Consider the following 20,961-nt stretch of genomic DNA (forward strand, 5'->3'; position numbering starts at 1 on the left):
CAACAGGGCCCCATAGTCCTGACCATTCGTGCCCACGAACACCCCTGTTCGCGAACCCCGCAACGACCCCGGGTCAACCCCTGCCCGCTCCACCGCCTCCCACGACGTCTCCAACAGCAACCGCTGCTGCGGATCCATCGCCAGGGCCTCCCGCGGCGAAATCCCGAAGAAACCCGCATCGAACTCCGCCGCCTCGTACAGGAAGGCCCCGCTGCGGACGTAGGAGGTGCCGGTGGAATAGGGGTCGGGGTCGTAGAGCCGGTCGATGTCCCAGCCCCGATCGCCGGGCAGGTCGGACACGGCGTCCCGGCCGGCGCGCAGCATCTCCCAGAACCGCTCGGGGTCGTTCGCGCCGCCGGGGAAGCGGCAGGCCATGGCGACGATGGCCACCGGCTCGTCGTCGCCGAGCGCCACGGGGGCGGTCTCCACCGTCGCGGCAGCCCCGCCGCCCAGTTCCTCGTGCAGGTGCCGGGCGAGCGCGGTCGGGGACGGGTAGTCGAAGACCAGGGTGACCGGCAGCCGCAGCCCGGTGGCGGTGGCGAGCCGGTTGCGCAGCTCCACGGCGGTCACCGAGTCGAAGCCGAGGTCGCGGAACGCGTGGTGCGGGTCGACGGCCTCGCCGTCGGCGTACTTGAGGACCGTGGCCGCCTGGTCGCGGACCAGGTCGAGCAGCGCCTGCTGGCGCTCGGTGGCGCTCATCCGGGTGAACGCGGCGGCGGGGCCGGCCTCGTCGGCCTGCTTCGCCTCGGTGAGGCCCTTGGTGGCCCGCAACCGCTGTGCCTCGGGGATCTCGGAGATCAGCGGGCCGGGTCGGGTCGCGGTGAACGCGACGAAGAACCGGTCCCAGGCGATGTTCGAGATGGTCAGGAACGTCTCGTCGTGCTCGACGGCCTGGTGCAGCGCCGCGACGGCGAGCCGTGGGGGCATCTCGGGCGCGCCGTGGCGGTGCAGCATCCGGCCGAACTCGCCGTCTGCCATGCCGCCCCCGCCCCAGGCGCCCCAGCCGATGGAGGTGGCGGGCAGGCCGAGGTCGCGCCGGTGCTCGGCGAGGGCGTTGAGGAACGCGTTGCCGGGGGCGTAGTTGCCGACACCGGAGCTGCCGACCGTGCCCGCCATCGAGGAGAACAGGATGAACGCGTCGAGGTCCAGGTCGCGGGTCAGCTCGTGCAGGTTCAGCGCGGCGGTGACCTTGGCGCTCAGCGCGTAGTCGACCTGGTCCAGGGTCAGCGAGTTGATCACCGAGTCGTCGAGCACGGCGGCGGTGTGCACGACGGTGGTCAGCGGGTGCTCGGGCGGCAGGTCCGCGAGGACGGCGGCGAGCGCCGACCGGTCGGCGGCGTCGCAGGCGGCCACGGTGACCCGGGCACCCAACCCGACCAGCTCGGCCTCCAGCTCGGCGATGCCCTCGGCCTGCCGGCCGCGCCGGCTGAGCAGCACGAGGTGCGGGGCGCCGTTGGCGGCGAGCCAGCGGGCCATGTGTCCGCCGAGCGCGCCGGTGCCGCCGGTGACCAGGGCGGTGCCGGAGGGCCGCCACTCGCGGGCGGCGGGCGCGTCGCCGAGCGGGGCGTGCAGCAGCCGGCGGCCGAACGCGCCAACCCGCCGCAGCGCGACCTGGTCCTCGCCGTCGAGGCCGGTGACGACGCGGACGAGCCGGCGGGCGGCCGCGTCGTCCGGCTCGGCGGGAAGGTCGACCAGGCCACCCCAGCGGTCCGGGTGTTCGAGGGCGGCGACCCGGCCGAAGCCCCAGGCGAGCTGCTGCAGCGGGTGCGGCAGCGGGTCGCCCGGGTCGGTGGAGACGGCGCCCCGGGTGAGGCACCACAGCGGGGCGCGGACGCCGGCGTCGCCGAGCGCCTGCACCAGCGTCACGGTGCCGGCGAAGCCGACCGGCACCGAGGGGTGCGCGGGGGCGGGCGTCTCGTCGAGCGCCAGCAGCGACAGGATCCCGGCGACGGGGGCGCCGCCGTCGGCGAGGTCGCGCAGCCGGGCGCCGAGGGCCGCGCGGTCCGTGCGGTCGCCGTCCAGCGCCAGCGGTACGACGGTGCCGCCGTGCCGTTGCAGCGCCTCCCGGCAGAACGCGGCCTGGGCGGCGTCGGTGTCGTCGGGGCCGGTGACCAGCCACCAGGTGCCGGCGGCGGTGGGCTCACCGGGGTCGTCGGCCGCGATCGGCAGCCAGCTGTCCCGGTACCGCCAGGAGTCGACGGTGGCCTGGTCGCGGTGCCGGCGGCGCCAGGCGGCGAGCACCGGCAGCACGTCGGCGAAGGCTGCCTCCGGGACGGGCCCCACGTCGGTGGAGTCGGCGAGTTCGGCGGTGAGGGCGGCCAGGTCCTCCGCCTCGACGGCGGCCCAGAACCGGGCGTCGACCTCGTCGTCGGCGACCGGGCCGGCGGCGCCGGCGGCCGGGGCCTGCGCGGCGGACGGCTGCGGCCAGTAGAGCTGCCGCTGGAACGGGTACGTGGGCAGGTCGCGGCGGCGTCCGGCGAAGCCGGCGAACGCGGGCCGCCAGTTGACCGGCGCTCCCCCGGCGTACACCTCGGCCAGGGCACGGAGGAAGCGGCCGAGGCCGCCCTCGTTGCGGCGGAGGGTGCCGGTGACGGTGGCCGCGCCGGGGTCGGCGGCGACCAGCTCGACGCTCTCCTGCACCGCCATGGTGAGCACCGGGTGGGCGCTGACCTCGACGAAGGTCCGGTAGCCGGCGGCGACAAGGCTGCGCACCGCGTCGTCGAAGCGGACCGTCTGCCGCAGGTTGCGGTACCAGTAGTCGGCGTCGAGGGCGGCGGTGTCGAGCCAGTCCCCCGCCACGGTGGACCGGAACCGGACCTCGCCCGTGCGGGGGCGCAGCCCGGCGAGCAGTTCGAGGAGCTGCTCGCGCAGCGGCTCGACGTGGGCGGAGTGGGAGGCGTAGTCCACCGGGACGCGGCGCACCCGCACCTCGCGGGACTCGTAGTGGGCGACCAGCTCGTCGAGGGCCGCGCCGTCGCCGGAGACCACCACGGAGGTGGGCCCGTTGACGGCGGCGAGGGCGACCCGCCCGGCCCAGCGGGTGATCGTGTCGGTGGCCTCGTCGGCGGTGGTGGCGACGGAGACCATGCCGCCGTCCCCGGCGATGCCGGCGATGATCCGGCTGCGCAGCGCCACCACGGCCGCCGCGTCGTCAAGGGTGAGGCCCCCGGCGACGTGGGCGGCGGCGATCTCGCCCTGGGAGTGTCCGACGACGGCGGACGGGCGCACGCCGTACGACTCCCAGAGCGCGGCGAGCGACACGCTGACCGCGAACAGGGTGGGCTGGACGACGTCGACCCGCTCCAGCGACGGGGCGTCCGGCACGCCGCGCACCACGTCGGTCGGCGACCAGTCGACGTACGGGCGCAGCGCCTCGGCACAGGCGGCGAACTTCTCGGCGAAGACCGGGGCGGTGTCCAGGAGTTCGGCGGCCATGCCGACCCACTGGGATCCCTGGCCGGGGAAGACGAACGCGACCTCCCCCGGCGTGCCGGGTACGCGGGTGACGGTTGCTGGGGTGGGCCGGCCGGCGGCGAGCGCGTCGAGGGCGGCGGTCAGCTCGTCCCGGTCGGCGGCGAAGACGACGGCCCGGTGGTCGTGGGACGCGCGGGTGGCGGCGAGCGACCAGCCGACGTCGGCGAGCCCGGCGTCCCCGACGGTGTCGAGGTGGGCGCGCAGGTCCCGGGCGCGGGCGGTGAGGGCGTCGGCGGTGCGCCCGGAGAGCACCCAGGGCAGCTCTCCGGCCGGCCCGGTGGTCGTCGGCTCGGGCTCGGGCTCGTCGGCGGGGGCCTGTTCGAGGATGGTGTGCACGTTGGTGCCGCTGATGCCGAACGAGGACACGGCGGCGCGGCGGATGCCGTCGGCCGGCTGCCAGGGGCGGGCGGAGGTGAGCAGCTCGACGTTGCCGGCGGACCAGTCGACGTGCGGGGTCGGCTCGTCGACGTGCAGGGTCGGCGGCAGCACCCCGTGCCGCATGGCGAGGACCATCTTCATCACCCCGGCCACACCCGCCGCCGCCTGGGTGTGCCCGATGTTCGACTTGATCGACCCCAGCCACAGCGGCCGGTCCGCGGCCCGCTCCCGCCCGTACGTGGCGATCAGCGCCTGCGCCTCGATCGGGTCGCCGAGCGTGGTGCCCGTACCGTGCGCCTCCACCACGTCGACCTGGCCGGCGGTCAGCCCGGCGTTGGCCAGGGCCTGCCGGATGACCCGCTGTTGGGCGGGGCCGTTGGGGGCGGTGAGGCCGTTGGAGGCGCCGTCCTGGTTGACGGCGCTGCCACGCAGCACGGCGAGGACCGGGTTGCCGTCGCGCTGGGCGTCGGAGAGCCGCTGAAGCACCAGCAGGCCCACGCCCTCGCCCCAGCCGGTGCCGTCGGCGGCCCCGGCGAACGGCTTGCACCGGCCGTCGGCGGCGAGGCCGCGCTGCCGGGAGAAACCGACGAAGATCCCGGGGGTGGCCATCACGGTGGCGCCGCCGGCCAGGGCGAGGTCGCACTCCCCCGCCCGCAGGGCCTGCGCGGCCAGGTGCATCGCGACCAGCGACGACGAGCAGGCGGTGTCGACGGTGACCGCCGGGCCGTGCAGCCCGAAGGTGTACGCCAGCCGGCCGGAGATGACGCTGGCGGAGGTGCCCGTGGCGAGGTAGTTCTCGTCGACGTCCCCGGCGGCCATCAGCAGCGAGCCGTAGTCCTGGCCGTTGGTGCCGACGTACACGCCGGTGCGGCTGCCGCGCAGCGCGGTCGGGTCGATCCGGGCCCGCTCGAACGCCTCCCAGGTGGCCTCCAGCAGCAGCCGCTGCTGCGGGTCCATGGCGAGCGCCTCGCGGGGGCTGATGCCGAAGAAGGCGGGGTCGAACTCGCCGGCCCCGGTGACGAAGCCGCCCTCGCGGACGTAGCTGGTGCCGAGGTGCTCGGGGTCGGGGTGGTACAGCTCGGCGAGGTTCCAGCCGCGCTCGCCGGGCATCAGGCTCATCGCGTCGGTGCCGCTGGCGACGAGCTCCCACAGTTGCTCGGGCGAGGTGACACCGCCGGGGAACCGGCAGCTCATGGCGACGATGGCGATCGGCTCGCGCTGCGGGTGCGTGCCGTCGGCGAGCACCTCGTCGGCGGTGTGGCCGGCGGTGAGGCCGTGCAGGTGGGCGGCGAGCTCGGCGACCGTGGGGTGGTCGAAGACCAGCGTGGCGGGCAGGCTCATACCGGTCTCGGCGGTCAGCCGGTTGCGCAGCTCGACGGCGGTGAGCGAGTCGAAGCCGAGGTCGCGGAACGTGCGGTCGGGCAGCGGCTGGCCGGCCGGGTAGCCGAGCACCACCGCGGCCTGGGTGCGGACGAGGTCGGCGAGCTGCGGCAGGGACCGGCCGACCACGACGGCGCGGACGGGGCCGGTGGGCACGGCCGGTACCCCGGGCAGTGCGGCGATCAGCGGGGTGGGCCGGCCCCAGGCGGCGGCGAGGCGGCCCCAGTCGACGTCGGCGACGGTGACCGCCGGCTCGGCGGTGTTGACGAGCCGGCCGAGGGCGGTGACCGCCTCGGCGGCGGGGAGCGGGTTGATCCCGCCCCGGGTGAGGCGGGCGGTCAGCGCGGTGGTCGCCGCGGCCATGCCGTCCTCGGCCCAGGCGCCCCAGGCGATGGCGGTGCCGGGCAGGCCCTGGCCGCGCCGCCAGGCCGCGAACGCGTCGAGGTAGGCGTTGGCCGCCGCGTAGTTGCCCTGTCCGGCGCTGCCGATCACCCCGGCGAGGGAGGAGAAGAGCACGAACGCGTCGAGGTGCCGGCCGGCGGTCGCCTCGTGCAGCACCCGCGCGGCGCGGACCTTGCCGTCGAGGACGGCCTGCATCCGGGTCAGGTCGAGCCCGTCGAGGACGCCGTCGTCGACCACACCGGCGGTGTGCACGACGGCGGTCAGCTCCGGCAACCCGGCGACGAGCCCGTCGACCGCCCCCCGGTCGGTGACGTCGCAGGCCACCACCCGCACCGCCCCCAACTCCTCGACCAACTCCGCCACGCCGGGCGCGTCCGGGCCACGCCGCGACGCCAGCACCACCTCGTCGGCCCCGCTGGCCAGCAACCACCGGGCCACGTGCCGACCCAACGCACCCGTACCGCCGGTCACCAGCACCGTGCCGGCGGGCCGCCACCCCGCACCGGCGGGCGGCGCGGCCGGGACGAGCCGCCGGCCGAAGGTGCCCTGCGGGCGGATCGCCACCTGGTCGTGCCCGGCGTCGGCGAGGACGGCGAGCAGCGCGTCCCCGGCGCTCCGGTCGGCGCGGGCGGGCAGGTCGACCAGCCCGCCCCAGCGGTCCGGCTGTTCCAGGGCGACGACGCGGCCGAGTCCCCAGGCCAGCGCGGGCCACGGGTCGGCGACGGTCTCGGCGCCGACGGAGACGGCGCCCCGGGTGAGGCACCAGAGCCGGCCGGGCAGGCCGGCGTCGGCGAGCGCCTGGGTGAGGCCGAGCAGCAGCGCGGCGCCGACGGAGACGGCCGGGGCGTCCGGCAGCGCCCGGTCGCGTCCGGGCAGCACGCAGAGCACCCCGGTCCAGCCCTGGTCGCCGTGCCGGCGCAGCAGCTCGGCCAGCTCGGCGCGGCCGGCGCCGGGGGCGACGGCGAGGGTGTCGACGTGGGCTCCGGCGCCGGCCAGCGTCCCACTCACACCGGCGTCGTCGGCGGCGTCGTCGTCGGAGGCGGCGGTGACGACCAGCCAGCGGCCGGTCAGCGTCGACGCGGCGGCGGGGCGCACCGGCTCCCAGTCGACGCGGTGCGACCAGCCGTCCACGACGGCGTCGCGTTGCCGGGCCCGCCGCCACGACGACAGCACCGGCACGGCCGGGGCGAGCGCCTCGACCGCGGCGGGGTCGTCCTGCACGGCCAGGTGGGACGCCACCTCGGTCAGGTCGCCGCGTTCCACCGCCGCCCAGAAGCCGCCCTCGGCGGCGTCGGTCGGCGCGGCCTGCCCGGCGGCGTCGCCCGCCTCGGGCCAGTAGCGCCGGTGCTGGAAGGCGTACGTGGGCAGGTCGACCCGGCGCGCGCCGGCGCCGGCGAACCACGGCTGCCAGGTCACCGGCACGCCGTGCACGTGCAGCTCGGCCAGCGCGGCCAGCAGGCCCTGCGGCTCGGGCCGGTCCTTGCGCTGGATCGGCACGGCGAGCACGCCGTCCCCGTCGGGCAGGACCTCACCGGTCATCGCGGTCAGTACGCTCTGCGGCCCGATCTCCAGGAACGTGTCCGCCCCGGCGGCGCGCAGGGCGGTGATCCCGTCGGCGTAGCGCACGGCCTCGCGGACGTGCCGCACCCAGTAGTCGGCCGTGCGGACCTCGTCGGCGTCGGCGAGCGCCCCGGTCACGTTCGACACGATCGGCAGCGCCGGCGCGGCGAAGGTGAGCCGGCCGAGCACCGCGCGGAAGGTCGCGAGCACGGGCTCCATCAGCGGGCTGTGGAAGGCGTGGCTGACCGCGAGCCGGCGCGTGCGCGCGCCCCGGTCCCGCCAGAGCCGCTCCACCTCGTCGAGGGCCTCGACGGCGCCGGAGACGACGACGGACGACGGGCCGTTCACGGCCGCGATCCCCACCCGGTCGGTGCGCCCCTCGAGCGTGGCGAGCACGTCCGCCTCGGGGGCGGCGACGGCCAGCATCGCGCCCCCGGCCGGCAGCGCCTGCATCAGGCGGCCCCGGGCAGCCACCAGCGCGCACGCGTGCTCCAGGGACAGCACCCCGGCCACGTGCGCGGCCGTGACCTCGCCGATGGAGTGGCCGCCCACGAGGTCCGGCACGATCCCGAACGACTCGACGAGGCGGAACAGGGCCACCTCGACCGCGAAGAGGCCGGCCTGGGTGAACACCGTCTGGTCCAGCAGCTCGGCCTCGGGCGTGCCCGCCTCGGCGAACAGCACCTCCCGCAGGGGGCGCGGCAGGGCCCGGTCCAGGTGTCCGCACGCCTCGTCGAGCGCGGCGGCGAAGACGGGGAACTCGGCGTACAGCTCCCGGCCCATGCCGGCGCGCTGCGCGCCCTGGCCGGAGAAGAGCACCGCGAGCTGGCCGCGCGGCGATCCGGCACCGGCGGCGACGTTGCCGGCCGGTTCCCCGGCGGCGAGGGCGCGCAGCCCGGCGAGCAGGTCGTCGCGGCCGGTCGCCGACACGACGGCCCGGTGGTCCAGGGTGGACCGGGCGGTGACCGACGAGAAGGCCACGTCGAGCGGGCGCGGGGCCGGGTCGGCGGCCAGCCAGGCCGCCCAGCGGCCGGCCTGCGCGGCGAGGGCGTCCGCCGACCGGGCGGAGAGCAGCACCGGGACCGTCGGGCGGTCGGCCGCCACGGGCGGCTCGTCCTCGGCCTCGGTCGGGGCCGGCGCCTGCTCGATGATGGTGTGCGCGTTGGTGCCGGAGACCCCGAACGACGACACGGCGGCCCGGCGCGGCCGGTCCGCGTCGGGCCACGGCGTGGGGTCGGTGGCGAGGGTGACCGCGCCGGCGGTCCAGTCGATGTGCGGGGACGGCTCGTCCACGTGCAGGGTCGGCGGGACGAGACCGTGCCGGATCGCCATGACCATCTTGATCACGCCGGCGACACCCGCGGCGGCCTGGGTGTGGCCGATGTTCGACTTGACGGAGCCGAGCAGCAGCGGCGCGGCGTCGCCCCGGTCCTGCCCGTACGTGGCGAGCAGGGCCTGTGCCTCGATCGGGTCGCCGAGCCGGGTGCCGGTGCCGTGCGCCTCCACCACGTCCACCTGCTCGGGGGTGAGCCGGGCGTTGGCCAGGGCCTGGCGGATGACGCGCACCTGGGAGGGGCCGTGCGGGGCGCTCAGGCCGTTGGACGCGCCGTCCTGGTTGACCGCGCTGCCCCGGACCACGGCGAGCACGGGGTGACCGTGGCGCTGGGCGTCGGAGAGGCGGGTGAGCAGCAGCATCCCGATCCCCTCGGACCAGGAGGTGCCGTCGGCGCCGGCGGCGAACGCCTTGCACCGGCCGTCGGCGGCGAGGCCGCGCTGGCGGCTGAAGCCGACGAACACCGCCGGGGTGGGCATCACCGTCACGCCGCCGGCCAGCGCCAGCTCGCAGTCGCCGTTGCGCAGCGCCTGCGCGGCCAGGTGGATGGCGACCAGCGACGACGAGCAGGCGGTGTCGACGGTGACCGCCGGCCCCTCCAACCCGAGGGTGTACGCGACGCGGCCGGAGATCACGCTGGTGGCGTTGCCGGTGAGCAGGTGCCCCTCGCCGTTCTCGGCCTGCGCCATCATGCCGTCGTAGCCGTGCGACGCCGCCCCGACGAACACCCCCGTACGGCTGCCCCGCACCGCCGGCAGCGGCAGCCCGGCCCGCTCGAACGCCTCCCAGGAGGTCTCCAGCAGCAGCCGCTGCTGGGGGTCCATGGCGACGGCCTCGCGGGGCGAGATGCCGAAGAGGTCCGCGTCGAAGTCGGCGGCGGCGTAGACGAAGCCGCCCTCGCGGACGTAGCTGGTGCCCGGGTGGTCCGGGTCGGGGTGGAAGAGGCGGTCCAGGTCCCAGCCCCGGTCGGCGGGGAACGGCCCGATCCCGTCGCCGCCGTCGCGGACGAGCTGCCACAGCGACTCGGGGCTGTCGACGCCGCCCGGGTACCGGCAGCTCATCGCCACGATGGCGATGGGCTCGGAGTCCCGGGCCTCCAGCTCGCGCAGCCGCCGCCGGGTACGCCGCAGCTCCGAGGTCGTACGCTTCAGGTACTCGACGTACTTCTCGTCCTCGTTGCTCACCGTGGACCTACCTCACTCGGCATGCCGATGTCGTTGCGGCTGGTGGTCACGACGTCTCCAGCTCGCGGTCGATCAGGTCGAAGATGTTCTCGGCGGTGGCCGACTCGAGGTCGTCGTCGCCGTCCGCGTCCGCCTGCCGCTCGGTCAGCCGGTCCAGCAGTCCGTGCAGCCGGTCGGTGATCCGGCGGAACTCGTCGTCCGTGGGGTCGAGTCCGGCGAGCGCGGCCTCCAGCCGGTCGAGTTCCCGGCCCGCCGCCGACCGGTCGCCCGCCGGGGCCACCGGGGCGAACTGCCCGGCCAGGTGCTCGGCGAGCGCGGTCGGCGTCGGGTTGTCGAAGACCAGCGTCGCCGGCAGCCGCAGCCCGGTGGCCGCGCCGAGCCGGTTGCGCAGCTCGACGGCGGTGAGCGAGTCGAAACCGAGTTCGCGGAAGGCGCGGGTCGGCTCGATGCCGGCCGGGTCGCCGTGGCCGAGGACGACCGCCACGTGCGACAGCACCAGGTCCCGCAGGGCGCGGGCCCGCCTGTCGTCGGGGAGGCCACGCAGCGTCTCCGCGAACGCCTGCCCGTCGGCGACCTCGCCGACCGCGGCCCGGCGGGCGGCGGGGCGGACGAGGTTGGCCAGCAGTGGGTGGACCGGCGCGCCGGGCGCCGCCGTCCCGGTGACGATCTTGGCGGGCACCAACGTCGCCCGCTCGGCGCGCCAGACCGCGTCGAACAGCGCGAGGGCCTCGTCGTCGGCCAGGGCGGCCATGCCACCCCGGTCGAGCCGACGGATGTCGGCCGGGTCGAGGTGCCCGGTCATGCCGCTGGCGCGGGCCCAGCGGCCCCAGGCCAGGGCGACCGCCGGCAGGCCGAGGGCCCGCCGGTGCTCGGCGAGGGCGTCGAGGAACGCGTTGCCGGCGGCGTAGTTGCCCTGGCCCGGGCCCCCGAACACGCCGGCGGCGGCGGAGAAGAGCACGAACGCCGTCAGCTCGTGGCCGAGGGTGGCCCGGTGCAGGTTCCAGGCCGCGTCGACCTTGGGCCGCAGCACCGCGTCGAGCCGGTCCGCGGTGAGCGACTCGACGGTGGCGTCGTCGAGGACCCCGGCGGCGTGTACGACCGCGCGCAGCGGACGCCGTGGGTCCACCATGGACAGCACGTCCGCGACGGCGTCCGGGTCGGCCAGGTCGGCGGCGACGATCGACACGTCCGCGCCGAGCGCCTTGAGGTCGGCGAGCAGCTCGTCGGCGCCCTCGGCGTCCGGGCCGCGGCGGCTGACCAGCAGCAGCTGCCGGGCGCCGTGCGCGGTGACCAGGTGCCGGCAGAGCAGCGCACCGAGGGTGCCGGTCGCCCCGGAGACCAGCACCGTGCCGTCGAGCCGGGGCGGCCGCGGGATGCTGAGGGCGAGCTTGCCGACGTGCCGGGCCTGGCTGAGGAAGCGGAACGCCTCGGGGGCGCGCCGGACGTCCCAGGTGCGCCGGGGCAGCGGCCGCAGCGCGCCGGCGGCGAAGAGCGCCATCAGCTCGGCCAGCATGCCGGCGATCCGGTCTTCGCCGGCCTCGATGAGGTCGAATACCTGGTAGCTCACGCCGGGGTGGTCGGCGGCGACGCGCCGGGGGTCCCGCTTGTCGGTCTTGCCCATCTCGACGAACCGGCCACCCGGGGCGAGCAGCCGCAGCGACGCGTCGACGAACTCGCCGCTGAGCGCGTTGAGCACCACGTCGACGCCCCGCCCGCCGGTGCGGCCGGCGAACTCGTCGGCGAAGTCGAGGGTGCGGGAGGAGGCGAGGTGCGCGTCGTCGAAGCCGGTGGCGCGCAGCGCCGACCACTTGCCGGGGCTGGCCGTGCCGTACACCTCCGCGCCGAGGTGGCGGGCGATCTGCACGGCGGCCATGCCGACCCCGCCGGCCGCCGCGTGCACGAGCACGGACTCCCCGGCGCGCAGCCGGGCCAGCTCCACCAGGCCGTACCAGGCGGTCAGGAAGACCACGGGCACGGCGGCGGCGTCGGTGAACGACCAGTTGTCGGGGATGCGGGTGAGCAGGCGGCGGTCGGTGACCGCGGCCGAGGAGAACGAGCCGGAGAAGATGCCCATCACCCGGTCGCCGGGCGCGAGGTCGTCGACTCCGGGCCCGACGCCGAGCACCACGCCGGCGCCCTCGTTGCCCAGCACCTCCTGGTCGGGAACCATGCCGAGGGCTAGGACCACGTCCCGGAAGTTCAGCCCGGAGGCGCGCATCCCGACCAGGACGTGACCCGCCGGCAGGTCCCCGCCCACGTCGGGGGTCGGCAGCAGGGCCAGGTTCTCCAGCGTGCCCTTCTCGGTGACGTCCAGCCGCCACGGCACCTCGTCGGCGGGCAACGGCAGCACTCCGGCGTCGCGCGCCCGGGCCAGCCGGGGCACCAGCAGACCGCCGTCACGGACCGCGAGCTGCGGCTCCCCGGAGGCGACCGCCGCCGGGACCGCCGCGAGAGAGGCGGCGGCGTCGTCGGTGTCGAGCAGCGTGAAGCGGCCGGGATGCTCGGACTGCGCCGAGCGGACCAGCCCCCACAGGCTCGCCCGGGCCAGGTCGCGGGGCGCCTCGCCGGGGGCGGCGCCGACCGCGCCCCGGGTGTGCAGGACCAGCCGCGCCTGCTCCAGCCGGGGCTCGCCGAGCCAGCCCTGGACCAGCGCCAGCGCATCCCGGGCCGCGTCGTGCGCGGCCCCGCCGGCCCGGTCCGGGTCCGGTTCCGCCCCGAACCGCAGGTCCAGCACCACATCGGGTACGTCCCCGTACCGCTCGATGGCCCCGACCAGGGTCGCCAGGTCGGCGTGGCCGCGCACCGGGTGCCCGGCGGCGGCCAACGCCTCGGCGAGGCCGAGGGTGTCGTCGCCGAGCAGCGCCCAGCGGGTGTCCCCCGCCGTCGCGTCGGTTGCCGGCAGCGGCGTCCAGTCCAGGTGGAACACCGAGGTGCGGCGCAGCGCGGCGGCCTCGTCGGCCCGGCCGGCGGCGACCGGCCGGAAGGTCAGCGACTCGACGGTGGCGACCGGTTGGCCGGCGGTGTCGGCGAGGGTCACGGCGACCGTGTCCGGGCCGAGCGGCCGCAGCCGCACCCGCAGCCGGGTGGCGCCGTGCGCGTGCAGGGCGACCGAGCGGAAGGCGAACGGCATCCAGCCGGCGCCGGAGGAGTCCGCCGGGTCGCCGAGCAGCGCGGTGACCCCGCTGGCCTGGAGGGCCGCGTCGAACAGGGCCGGGTGCAGCCCGAACCGGGACGCCTCGGCGGCGGCCTCGGCGGGGAGCGCCACCTCGGCGTAGACCTCGTCGTCGCCGCGCCACACCCGGCGCAGGCCGCGGAAGGCGGGACCGTAGCCGAGGCCGCCCTCGGCCATCGCGGCGTACCAGGCGTCCAGGTCGGCGTCGACCTCGACCGCGTCGGCCGGCGGCCACTCCCCCGGCACGGCCGTCGGGGCGGCGAGCTGCGGCAGCAGCAGGCCCTCGGCGTGCCGGGTCCACTCGGTGTCGCCGTCCGCCTCGGGGCGGGAGTGCACGGTGACCGCCCGCTCGCCGGTGTCGCTCGGCGGCCCCACCCGCACCTGCACCTGGACCGCGCCGGTGGCCGGCAGCACCAGCGGGTTGACCAGCGTGAGGTCGCCCACCTGGCCGGCGTCGACCTCGTCACCGGCCCGGACCACCATGTCGACGACGCCGGTGCCGGGGACGATCACCGCGCCGCCGACGGCGTGGTCGGCGAGCCACGGGTGGGTACGCACCGACAGCCGCCCGGTCAGCACGACCGTCCGGTCGTCGGCCACCGGCACGGCCGCGCTGAGCAGCGGGTGTCCGGCGTCCTGGAGGCCGGCGGAGCCGACGTCCCGCACCCGGTGCGCGGTCGGCTCCAGCCAGAAGCGTCCCCGGTCGAAGGCGTAGGTGGGCAGATCGACGGTCGGGGTGGATGCGAGGATCTTCGTCAGGTCGACGGGCAGGCCGATCGCGTGGGCGGTGGCCAGGTTGGTCAGCAACCGGGTCGGGTCGTCGTCACCGCGACGCAGACTGCCCAGGGTGTACCCGCTGGTGCCGGTGTCGTCCAGGATCGCCGTGACCGGCATCGTCAACACCGGATGCGGACTGATCTCCACGAACACGCTGTGCCCGGCGGCGATGGCGACGCGCACGGCCCGGTCGAACCGCACGGTCTGCCGCAGGTTGTCGTACCAGTAGTCAGCGGTCATGCTCCCGGGATCGACCCAGTCGCCGGTCAGCGTCGAGACCAGGCGGGTGTGACCGGCCTGCGGGACGATGTCGGCCAGGTCGGCACGCAACCGCTCGGCGACCTCCCGCACCGCCGGCGAGTGCGACGCGTAGTCCACCGGAATCAACCGCGCCCGCACACCCTCGGCCTGACACGCCTCCACCAGATCCGCGACCGGCTGCGGCGGACCCGACACCACCACGGTCGACGGGCCGTTGACCGCCGCCACCCCGACACCCAGGAACCCGCCCAGACGGGCGGTCACGGCCTCGGCGGGCAGGTCCACCGACGCCATCGTCCCGGTGCCCCGCAGCACGGTCAGCGCCCGCGACCGCAACGCCACCGCCTTCGCCGCATCCTCAAGGCTGAGGATGCCCGCCACACACGCCGCGCCGATCTCACCCTGCGAGTGGCCGATCACCGCCTGCGGGGTGACACCGGCGTGCTGCCAGAGCGCGGCGAGAGCCATGCCGACGGCCCACAGGACGGGCTGCACGACCTCCACCCGCTCCAGCCACGACTCGTCCTCGCCCGTCAACACCGACACCAGATCCACGTCCAGGTACGGGGCGAGGGCCCGCTGGCACTCCGCCAGCCTCGCGTCGAACACCGGCGTACGACCGACGAGACCGGCGGCCATCCGCGCCGACTGGGCACCCTGACCGGGGAACACGAACACCGGACCAGGGCTGGTGGCGACGGCGCCGGTCACGAGGTTCCCGGCCGGCTGGCCGGCGACCAGGGCGTCCAGGCCCGACAGCAACTCGTCCACGCCGGCACCGACCACAGCGGCCCGTTGGTCGAACGTCGACCGGGTCGTGGCGAGGGACCACGCCACCGCCGCCGGATCCAGACCGTCGTGCCCGCGCACATACTCGGCCAGCCGGGCGGCCTGACCGGCGAGGGCGGCCCTCGACCGCGCCGACACCGGCCAGACCACGGTGTCAGAATCGACCAGAGCCGGGGTGTCGGGCGCCGCGGGCGCCTCGGCGGAGTCGTCGGCCAGCTCGACGATCACGTGGGCGTTCGTGCCGGACATGCCGAACGACGACACCGCCGCCCGGCGGGGACGGTCCACCGCCGGCCAAGGCCGCGACTCGGTCACCAACTCCACCGCGCCGGCCGACCAGTCGATGTGCGGGGACGGCTCGTCCACGTGCAGCGTCGCCGGGACGAGGCCGTGGCGCATCGCGAGGACCATCTTCATCACCCCGGCGACGCCCGCCGCCGCCTGGGTGTGCCCGATGTTCGACTTGATGGAGCCGAGCAGCAGCGGCTCGTGCCCGTCGCGGCCCTGCCCGTACGTGGCGAGCAGCGCCTGCGCCTCGATCGGGTCACCGAGCGTCGTGCCGGTGCCGTGCGCCTCCACCACGTCCACGTCGGCGGAGGTCAGCCGCGCCGAGGCCAGCGCCTGGCGGATCACCCGCTGCTGCGACGGACCGTTCGGCGCCGTCAACCCGTTCGACGCACCATCCTGGTTGACCGCACTACCCCGCACGACCGCCAACACCCGGTGACCGTTACGCCGCGCGTCGGACAGCCGCTCCACCAGCAGCACACCGACACCCTCACCCCAACCCGTACCGTCCGCACCCGCCGCGAACGCCTTGCACCGGCCGTCGGCCGCCAGGCCGCGCTGCCGCGAGAACTCGGCGAACGTGCCGGGGGTGGCCATCACGGTGACGCCGCCGGTGAGGGCGAGGTCGCACTCGCCGCGCCGCAGCGACTGCACCGCCAGGTGCAACGCCACCAACGACGACGAACACGCCGTGTCCACCGACACCGCCGGCCCCTCCAACCCCAACGCGTACGCCACCCGACCCGACACCACACTCGCGGCGTTCCCCGTCGCCGCGAATCCCTCCACCTCGTCCGCGGCCACCGCCAACAGGGCCCCATAGTCCTGACCATTCGTGCCCACGAACACCCCTGTTCGCGAACCCCGCAACGACCCCGGGTCAACCCCTGCCCGCTCCACCGCCTCCCACGACACCTCCAGCAACAACCGCTGCTGCGGATCCATCGCCAGGGCCTCCCGCGGCGAAATCCCGAAGAAACCCGCATCGAACTTTGCGGCCCCGGGCAGGAACCCGCCCTTGTCCGCGTAGGTGGTGCCGGGGTTCGCCGGGTCGGGGTCGTAGAGCCGGTCGAGGTCCCAGCCCCGATCGGTGGGGAAGTCGCCGATGGCGTCGACGCCGTCGGCGACGAGCCGCCACAGCCGTTCGGGGTCGTCGGCGCCGCCCGGGTAGCGGCAGGCCATGGCGACGATGGCCACCGGCTCGTCGTCGTCCACGGTGGCCGGCGCGGCGGCGGGGGCCGGCTCGACGGCGGCGTCGAAGAGGCCGGCGAGCAGGAAGCGGGCCAGCACGGCCGGGGTGGGGTGGTCGAAGACCAGGGTGGTGGGCAGCGCCCGCCCGGTGGCGGCGACGAGCCGGTTGCGCAGCTCCACCGCGGTCAGGGAGTCGAAGCCGAGGTCGCGGAACGCGGTGGTCGCCGGGACGGCGGCGGCCCCGCCGTCGTGGCCGAGCACGTCGGCGGCGAGGTCCCGGACCAGGTCGGCGACGGTCTCCTCCCGCCGCGCCGGGGTCAGCCCGGCGAGCCGCCGGCGCAGGGTCGCCGCCGGGCCCTCGTCGCCGTCGTCGGCGGGCGCGCCGCCGTCGAGGGCGGCCCGCGCCTCCGGTACGCCGTCCAGCAGCGGCCGGCGGCGGGCGGAGGCGTACGCCGGAGCGAACCGGGACCAGTCGACGTCGGCCACGGTGACGGTGACGTCGTCGTGGTCGAGGGCCTGCGGCAGGGCGCCCATGGCCACGGCCGGGTCCATCGCGGGCAGGCCCCGGCGGCGCAGGTTCCGTTCGGCGTCGGCCGCGTGCATCCCGCCGTCGGACCACGGCCCCCAGGCGATGGCGGTGCCGGCCCGGCCGTCGGCCCGCCGCTGCTGGACGAGCGCGTCCAGGTACGCGTTGCCGGCCGCGTACGCCGCCTGGCCGCCGCTGCCCCAGGTGGCGGCGATGGACGAGTAGACGACGAAGGCGTCCAGCTCCCGGTCGGCGAGCAGGTCGGCGAGGTGGGTGGCGCCGATGGTCTTGCCGGCGGTCACCTCGGCCAGCTCGGCGGGGGTGACCTCGGCCAGCGGGGTGGCCTGGGCGATGCCGGCGGTGTGCACGACGGTACGCACCGGCGGGCCGTCGGCCTCGACCCGGTGGAGCAGGTCGGCGAGGGCGGCCCGGTCGGCGATGTCGCAGGCGGCGACGGTGACGCGGGCGCCGAGGCCGCTGAGCTCGGCCGCCAGCTCGGCGGCGCCGGGGGCGTCCGGCCCGCGCCGGCTGACCAGCACCACGTGCTCGGCCCCGGCGGCGGCGAGCCAGCGGGCGGCGCGGGCCCCGAGCCCGCCGGTGCCGCCGGTGATCAGTGCGGTGCCGGTGGGCGTGAACTGGCGCACCGGTGGGCGGTCGCCGAGGGCGGCGCGGACCAGGCGGCGGACGAAGACGCCGGGGCCGCGTACGGCGAGCTGGTCCTCGCCGGTCGAGCCGGTGAGGATCGCGGCGAGCCGGGCGGCGGTGCGGTGGTCGGGGCGGGGCGGCAGGTCGACCAGGCCACCCCAGCGGTGCGGCGCCTCGACGCCCACCACCCGGCCGAGGCCCCAGATCGCGGCCTGCGCCGGGTCGGCGACCCGGTCGTACGAGGTGGCGGCGACCGCGCCCCGGGTGATCAGCCACAGCGGCGCGTCGATCCCGGCGTCGCCGAGCGCCTGCACGAGCGCGAGGGTGCCGGCCAGGCCGGGCAGCACGGCACCGCCGGCGGCGGGCGGCTCCCCGGCCAGCAGGGAGACGACCCCGGCGGGGGCGGTGCCGGCGAGGGACGCCGCGAGGCCGGCCCGGTCGGCGTCCGGGTCGACGGTCAGCGGCAGCACGTCGGCGCCGGCGCCGGTCAGCGCGGCCCGGACGGTCTCCGTGGCCGGGTCGTCGGCGGCGCCGGCGGGCAGCGCCAGCAGCCAGGTGCCGGTCAGCCGGGCCGGGGCGGGCTCGGGGGTGGTCTGCCAGTCGGCCCGGTACCGCCAACCGTCGAGCACGGAGTGTTCCTGTCGCTGCCGCCGCCAGTCGGCGAGGACGGGCAGCAGCGTGCGCAACGACTCGGCGGCGGCGGAGTCGGTGACGGCGAGGGTGTCCCGCAGCGCGTCGAGGTCGGCGCGTTCGACGGCCGCCCAGAACCGGCTGTCGAGCACGGCGCTGCCGGCGTCGGCCGGGTCGGCGGGCTCCTCGGCCGGCACCCAGTAGTGCTGCCGCTCGAACGGGTAGGTGGGCAGGCCGACGAGCCGGCCGGGCCGGTCGGCGAAGAGGTCCGCCCAGCGCACCGGCGTGCCGGCGACGTGGAGCTGGGCGAGGGCGGCGAGCAGGGCGCGGCGGTCCGGGCGGTCCCGGCGCAGCACCGGCACCACCACGGCGGGGGCGGCGTCGGCGGCCTCGGCCCCGGCGAGGGTCTCCTGGACGGTGGCGGTGAGGACGGCGTCGGGGCCGACCTCGACGAAGGTGCCGACGCCGTGGGCGCGCAGGGTGCGTACGCCGTCGGCGAAGCGGACCGCCTCCCGGACGTGCCGCACCCAGTAGCCGGGGTCGGTGAGCTGCGCCGGGTCGGCCAGCTCGCCGGTCAGGTTGGACACCACCGGCAGGGTGGGGGCGCGCAGGTCGAGGCCGGCGGCGACGGTGGCGAACTCGGCGAGCATCGGCTCCATCAGCGGGCTGTGGAAGGCGTGGCTGACCCGCAGCCGCCGCACCTTCACCCCCCGGGCGGCCCAGAGTTCGGCCAGCTCGTCGACGGCCGCGCTGTCACCGGAGAGGACCACGGCGGTGGGCCCGTTGACGGCCGCGACGGCGACGCGGTCGGTCAGCCCGGCGATCGACTCGGCGACCCGCGCCTCGTCGGCGGCGACGGCGAGCATCGCCCCACCGGCGGGCAGGGCCTGCATGAGGCGGCCCCGGGCGGCGACGAGGGCGCAGGCGTCGTCGAGGGTGAGCACGCCGGCCACGTGGGCGGCGGTCAGCTCGCCGACGGAGTGCCCGGCGACCAGGTCGGGGGCCAGCCCCCAGGAGCCGAGCAGCCGGTGCAGCGCCACCTCGACGGCGAACAGCGCGGCCTGGGTGAAGACGGTCTGGTCGAGCAGCGCCGCCTCGTCGGTGCCGGGCTCGGCGAACAGCAGCGGCCTCAGCGGTCGGGGCAGCCGGTCGTCGAGGTGGGCGCAGACCTCGTCGAGCGCCGCCGCGAAGACCGGGTACGCCTCGTACAGCTCCCGGCCCGCGCCGGCGCGCTGGGCGCCCTGGCCGGAGAAGAGGAACGCGACCGCGCCGCGCTCGGCGGCGGCGCCGGTGACCAGGCCGGGCGCGGGCCGGTCGTCGGCGAGGGCGTGCAGGGCGGTGAGCAGGCCGTCCCGGTCGTCGGCGAGGACGACCGCCCGGTGTTCCAGGGGCGAGCGGGAGACCGCGGAGGTCCAGGCGACGTCGGCCGGTCGCAGGTCGGCGTCGTCGGCGACGTACCGGGACCAGCGCTCGGCCTGGCGGCGCAGCGCGGCGCGGGTGCGGCCGGTGAGCAGCACCGGTGCGGGCGCGGGGAGTTCCGGCCGGTCGGCGTCGGCGGGGGTCGCCTCGGGCTGTTCCAGGATGAGGTGGGTGTTGGTGCCGCTCATCCCGAACGACGACACGGCGGCCCGGCGCGGCCGGTCCACGGCCGGCCACGGCGTGGCCTCGGTGACCAGGGTGACCGCGCCGGTGGTCCAGTCCACGTGCGGGGTGGGCTCGTCGACGTGCAGGGTGGCCGGCACGATCCCGTGCCGCATCGCCTGCACCATCTTGATGACCCCGGCGACGCCGGCGGCGGCCTGGCTGTGGCCGATGTTGGACTTGATCGAGCCGAGCAGCAGCGGCGCGGCGTCGCCCCGCTCCTGGCCGTAGGTGGCGAGCAGCGCCTGGGCCTCGATCGGGTCGCCGAGGGTGGTGCCGGTGCCGTGCGCCTCCACCACGTCGACCAGGTCGGGGGTGAGCCTCGCGCCGGCCAGGGCCTGCCGGATGACCCGCTGCTGGGACGGGCCGTTGGGGGCGGTGAGCCCGTTGGACGCGCCGTCGGCGTTGACGGCGGAGCTGCGGATGATCCCGAGCACGGGGTGGCCGTTGCGGCGGGCGTCGCTGAGCCGTTCCAGCAGCAGCATGCCCACGCCCTCGGACCAGCCGGTGCCGTCGGCGGCGGCGGCGAACGACTTGCACCGGCCGTCGGCGGCGAGGCCGCGCTGCCGGGAGAACTCGACGAACGGGCCGGGGGTGGCCAGCACGGTCGCGCCGCCGGCCAGGGCGAGGCCGCACTCCCGCTGGCGCAGCGCCTGGCAGGCGAGGTGGATGGCGACGGACGCCGAGGAGCAGGCGGTGTCCACGGTGACCGTGGGGCCCTCCAGCCCGAACATGTACGCCAGCCGGCCGGAGACGACGCTGGCGGCGGTGCCGGTCAGCACGTACCCCTCGACGCCGGGCGCCCGGTGCAGCACGGCGGCGTAGTCCTGGCCGGAGGTGCCGACGAAGACGCCGGAGCGGCTGCCGCGCAGCGACAGCGGGGCGATGCCGGCCCGCTCGAACAGCTCCCAGGTGACCTCCAGCAGCAGCCGCTGCTGCGGGTCCATGGCGACCGCCTCGCGCGGCGAGATGCCGAACAGCGCGGCGTCGAACTGCCCCGCGTCGGGCAGGAACCCGCCGGCGGTGGTGTACGAGGTGCCGGGGTTGTCCGGGTCGGCGTGGTAGAGCCGCTCCAGGTCCCAGCCGCGGTCGGTGGGGAAGTCGCCGATGGCGTCCCCGCCGGACGAGACGAACTGCCAGAGGTCCTCGGGCGAGTTGATGCCGCCCGGGTAGCGACAGCTCATCGCCACGATCGCCACCGGCTCGGACTCCTCGGCGGTGACCTCGCGGAGCCGTTGGCGGGTCTGGTGCAGCTCGGCGACGACCCGCGTCAGGTATTCGCGCAGCCGCTCTTCGTCCGCCATGACATCTCGCTTTCTCGTGACACCAC

Annotated in this window: 2 protein-coding genes; both read right to left on the reverse strand. The window is 76.6% G+C overall.

Annotation, left to right across the window (positions count from 1 at the left end):
- Positions 1-9,711 (reverse strand): type I polyketide synthase (locus ACGF7U_RS30920; protein ID WP_393112757.1); only part of this gene is annotated, 9,711 nt, incomplete at its 3' end.
- Positions 9,712-9,757: 46 nt separating this feature from the next.
- Positions 9,758-20,935 carry a type I polyketide synthase gene (locus ACGF7U_RS30925; RefSeq protein ID WP_393112759.1) on the reverse strand — a complete coding sequence of 3,726 codons (11,178 nt, stop codon included), beginning with the start codon at positions 20,933-20,935 and terminating at the stop codon, positions 9,758-9,760.
- Positions 20,936-20,961 lie beyond the last annotated feature (26 nt).

The sequence above is a fragment of the Micromonospora sp. NPDC047670 genome (assembly GCF_043204915.1).
GTDB lineage: Bacteria > Actinomycetota > Actinomycetes > Mycobacteriales > Micromonosporaceae > Micromonospora.

Bases quoted from the DNA above. Each gene is read 5' to 3' on its own strand.
- ACGF7U_RS30925 (WP_393112759.1), bottom strand. From the start codon at position 20,935: ATGGCGGACGAAGAGCGGCTGCGCGAATACCTGACGCGGGTCGTCGCC.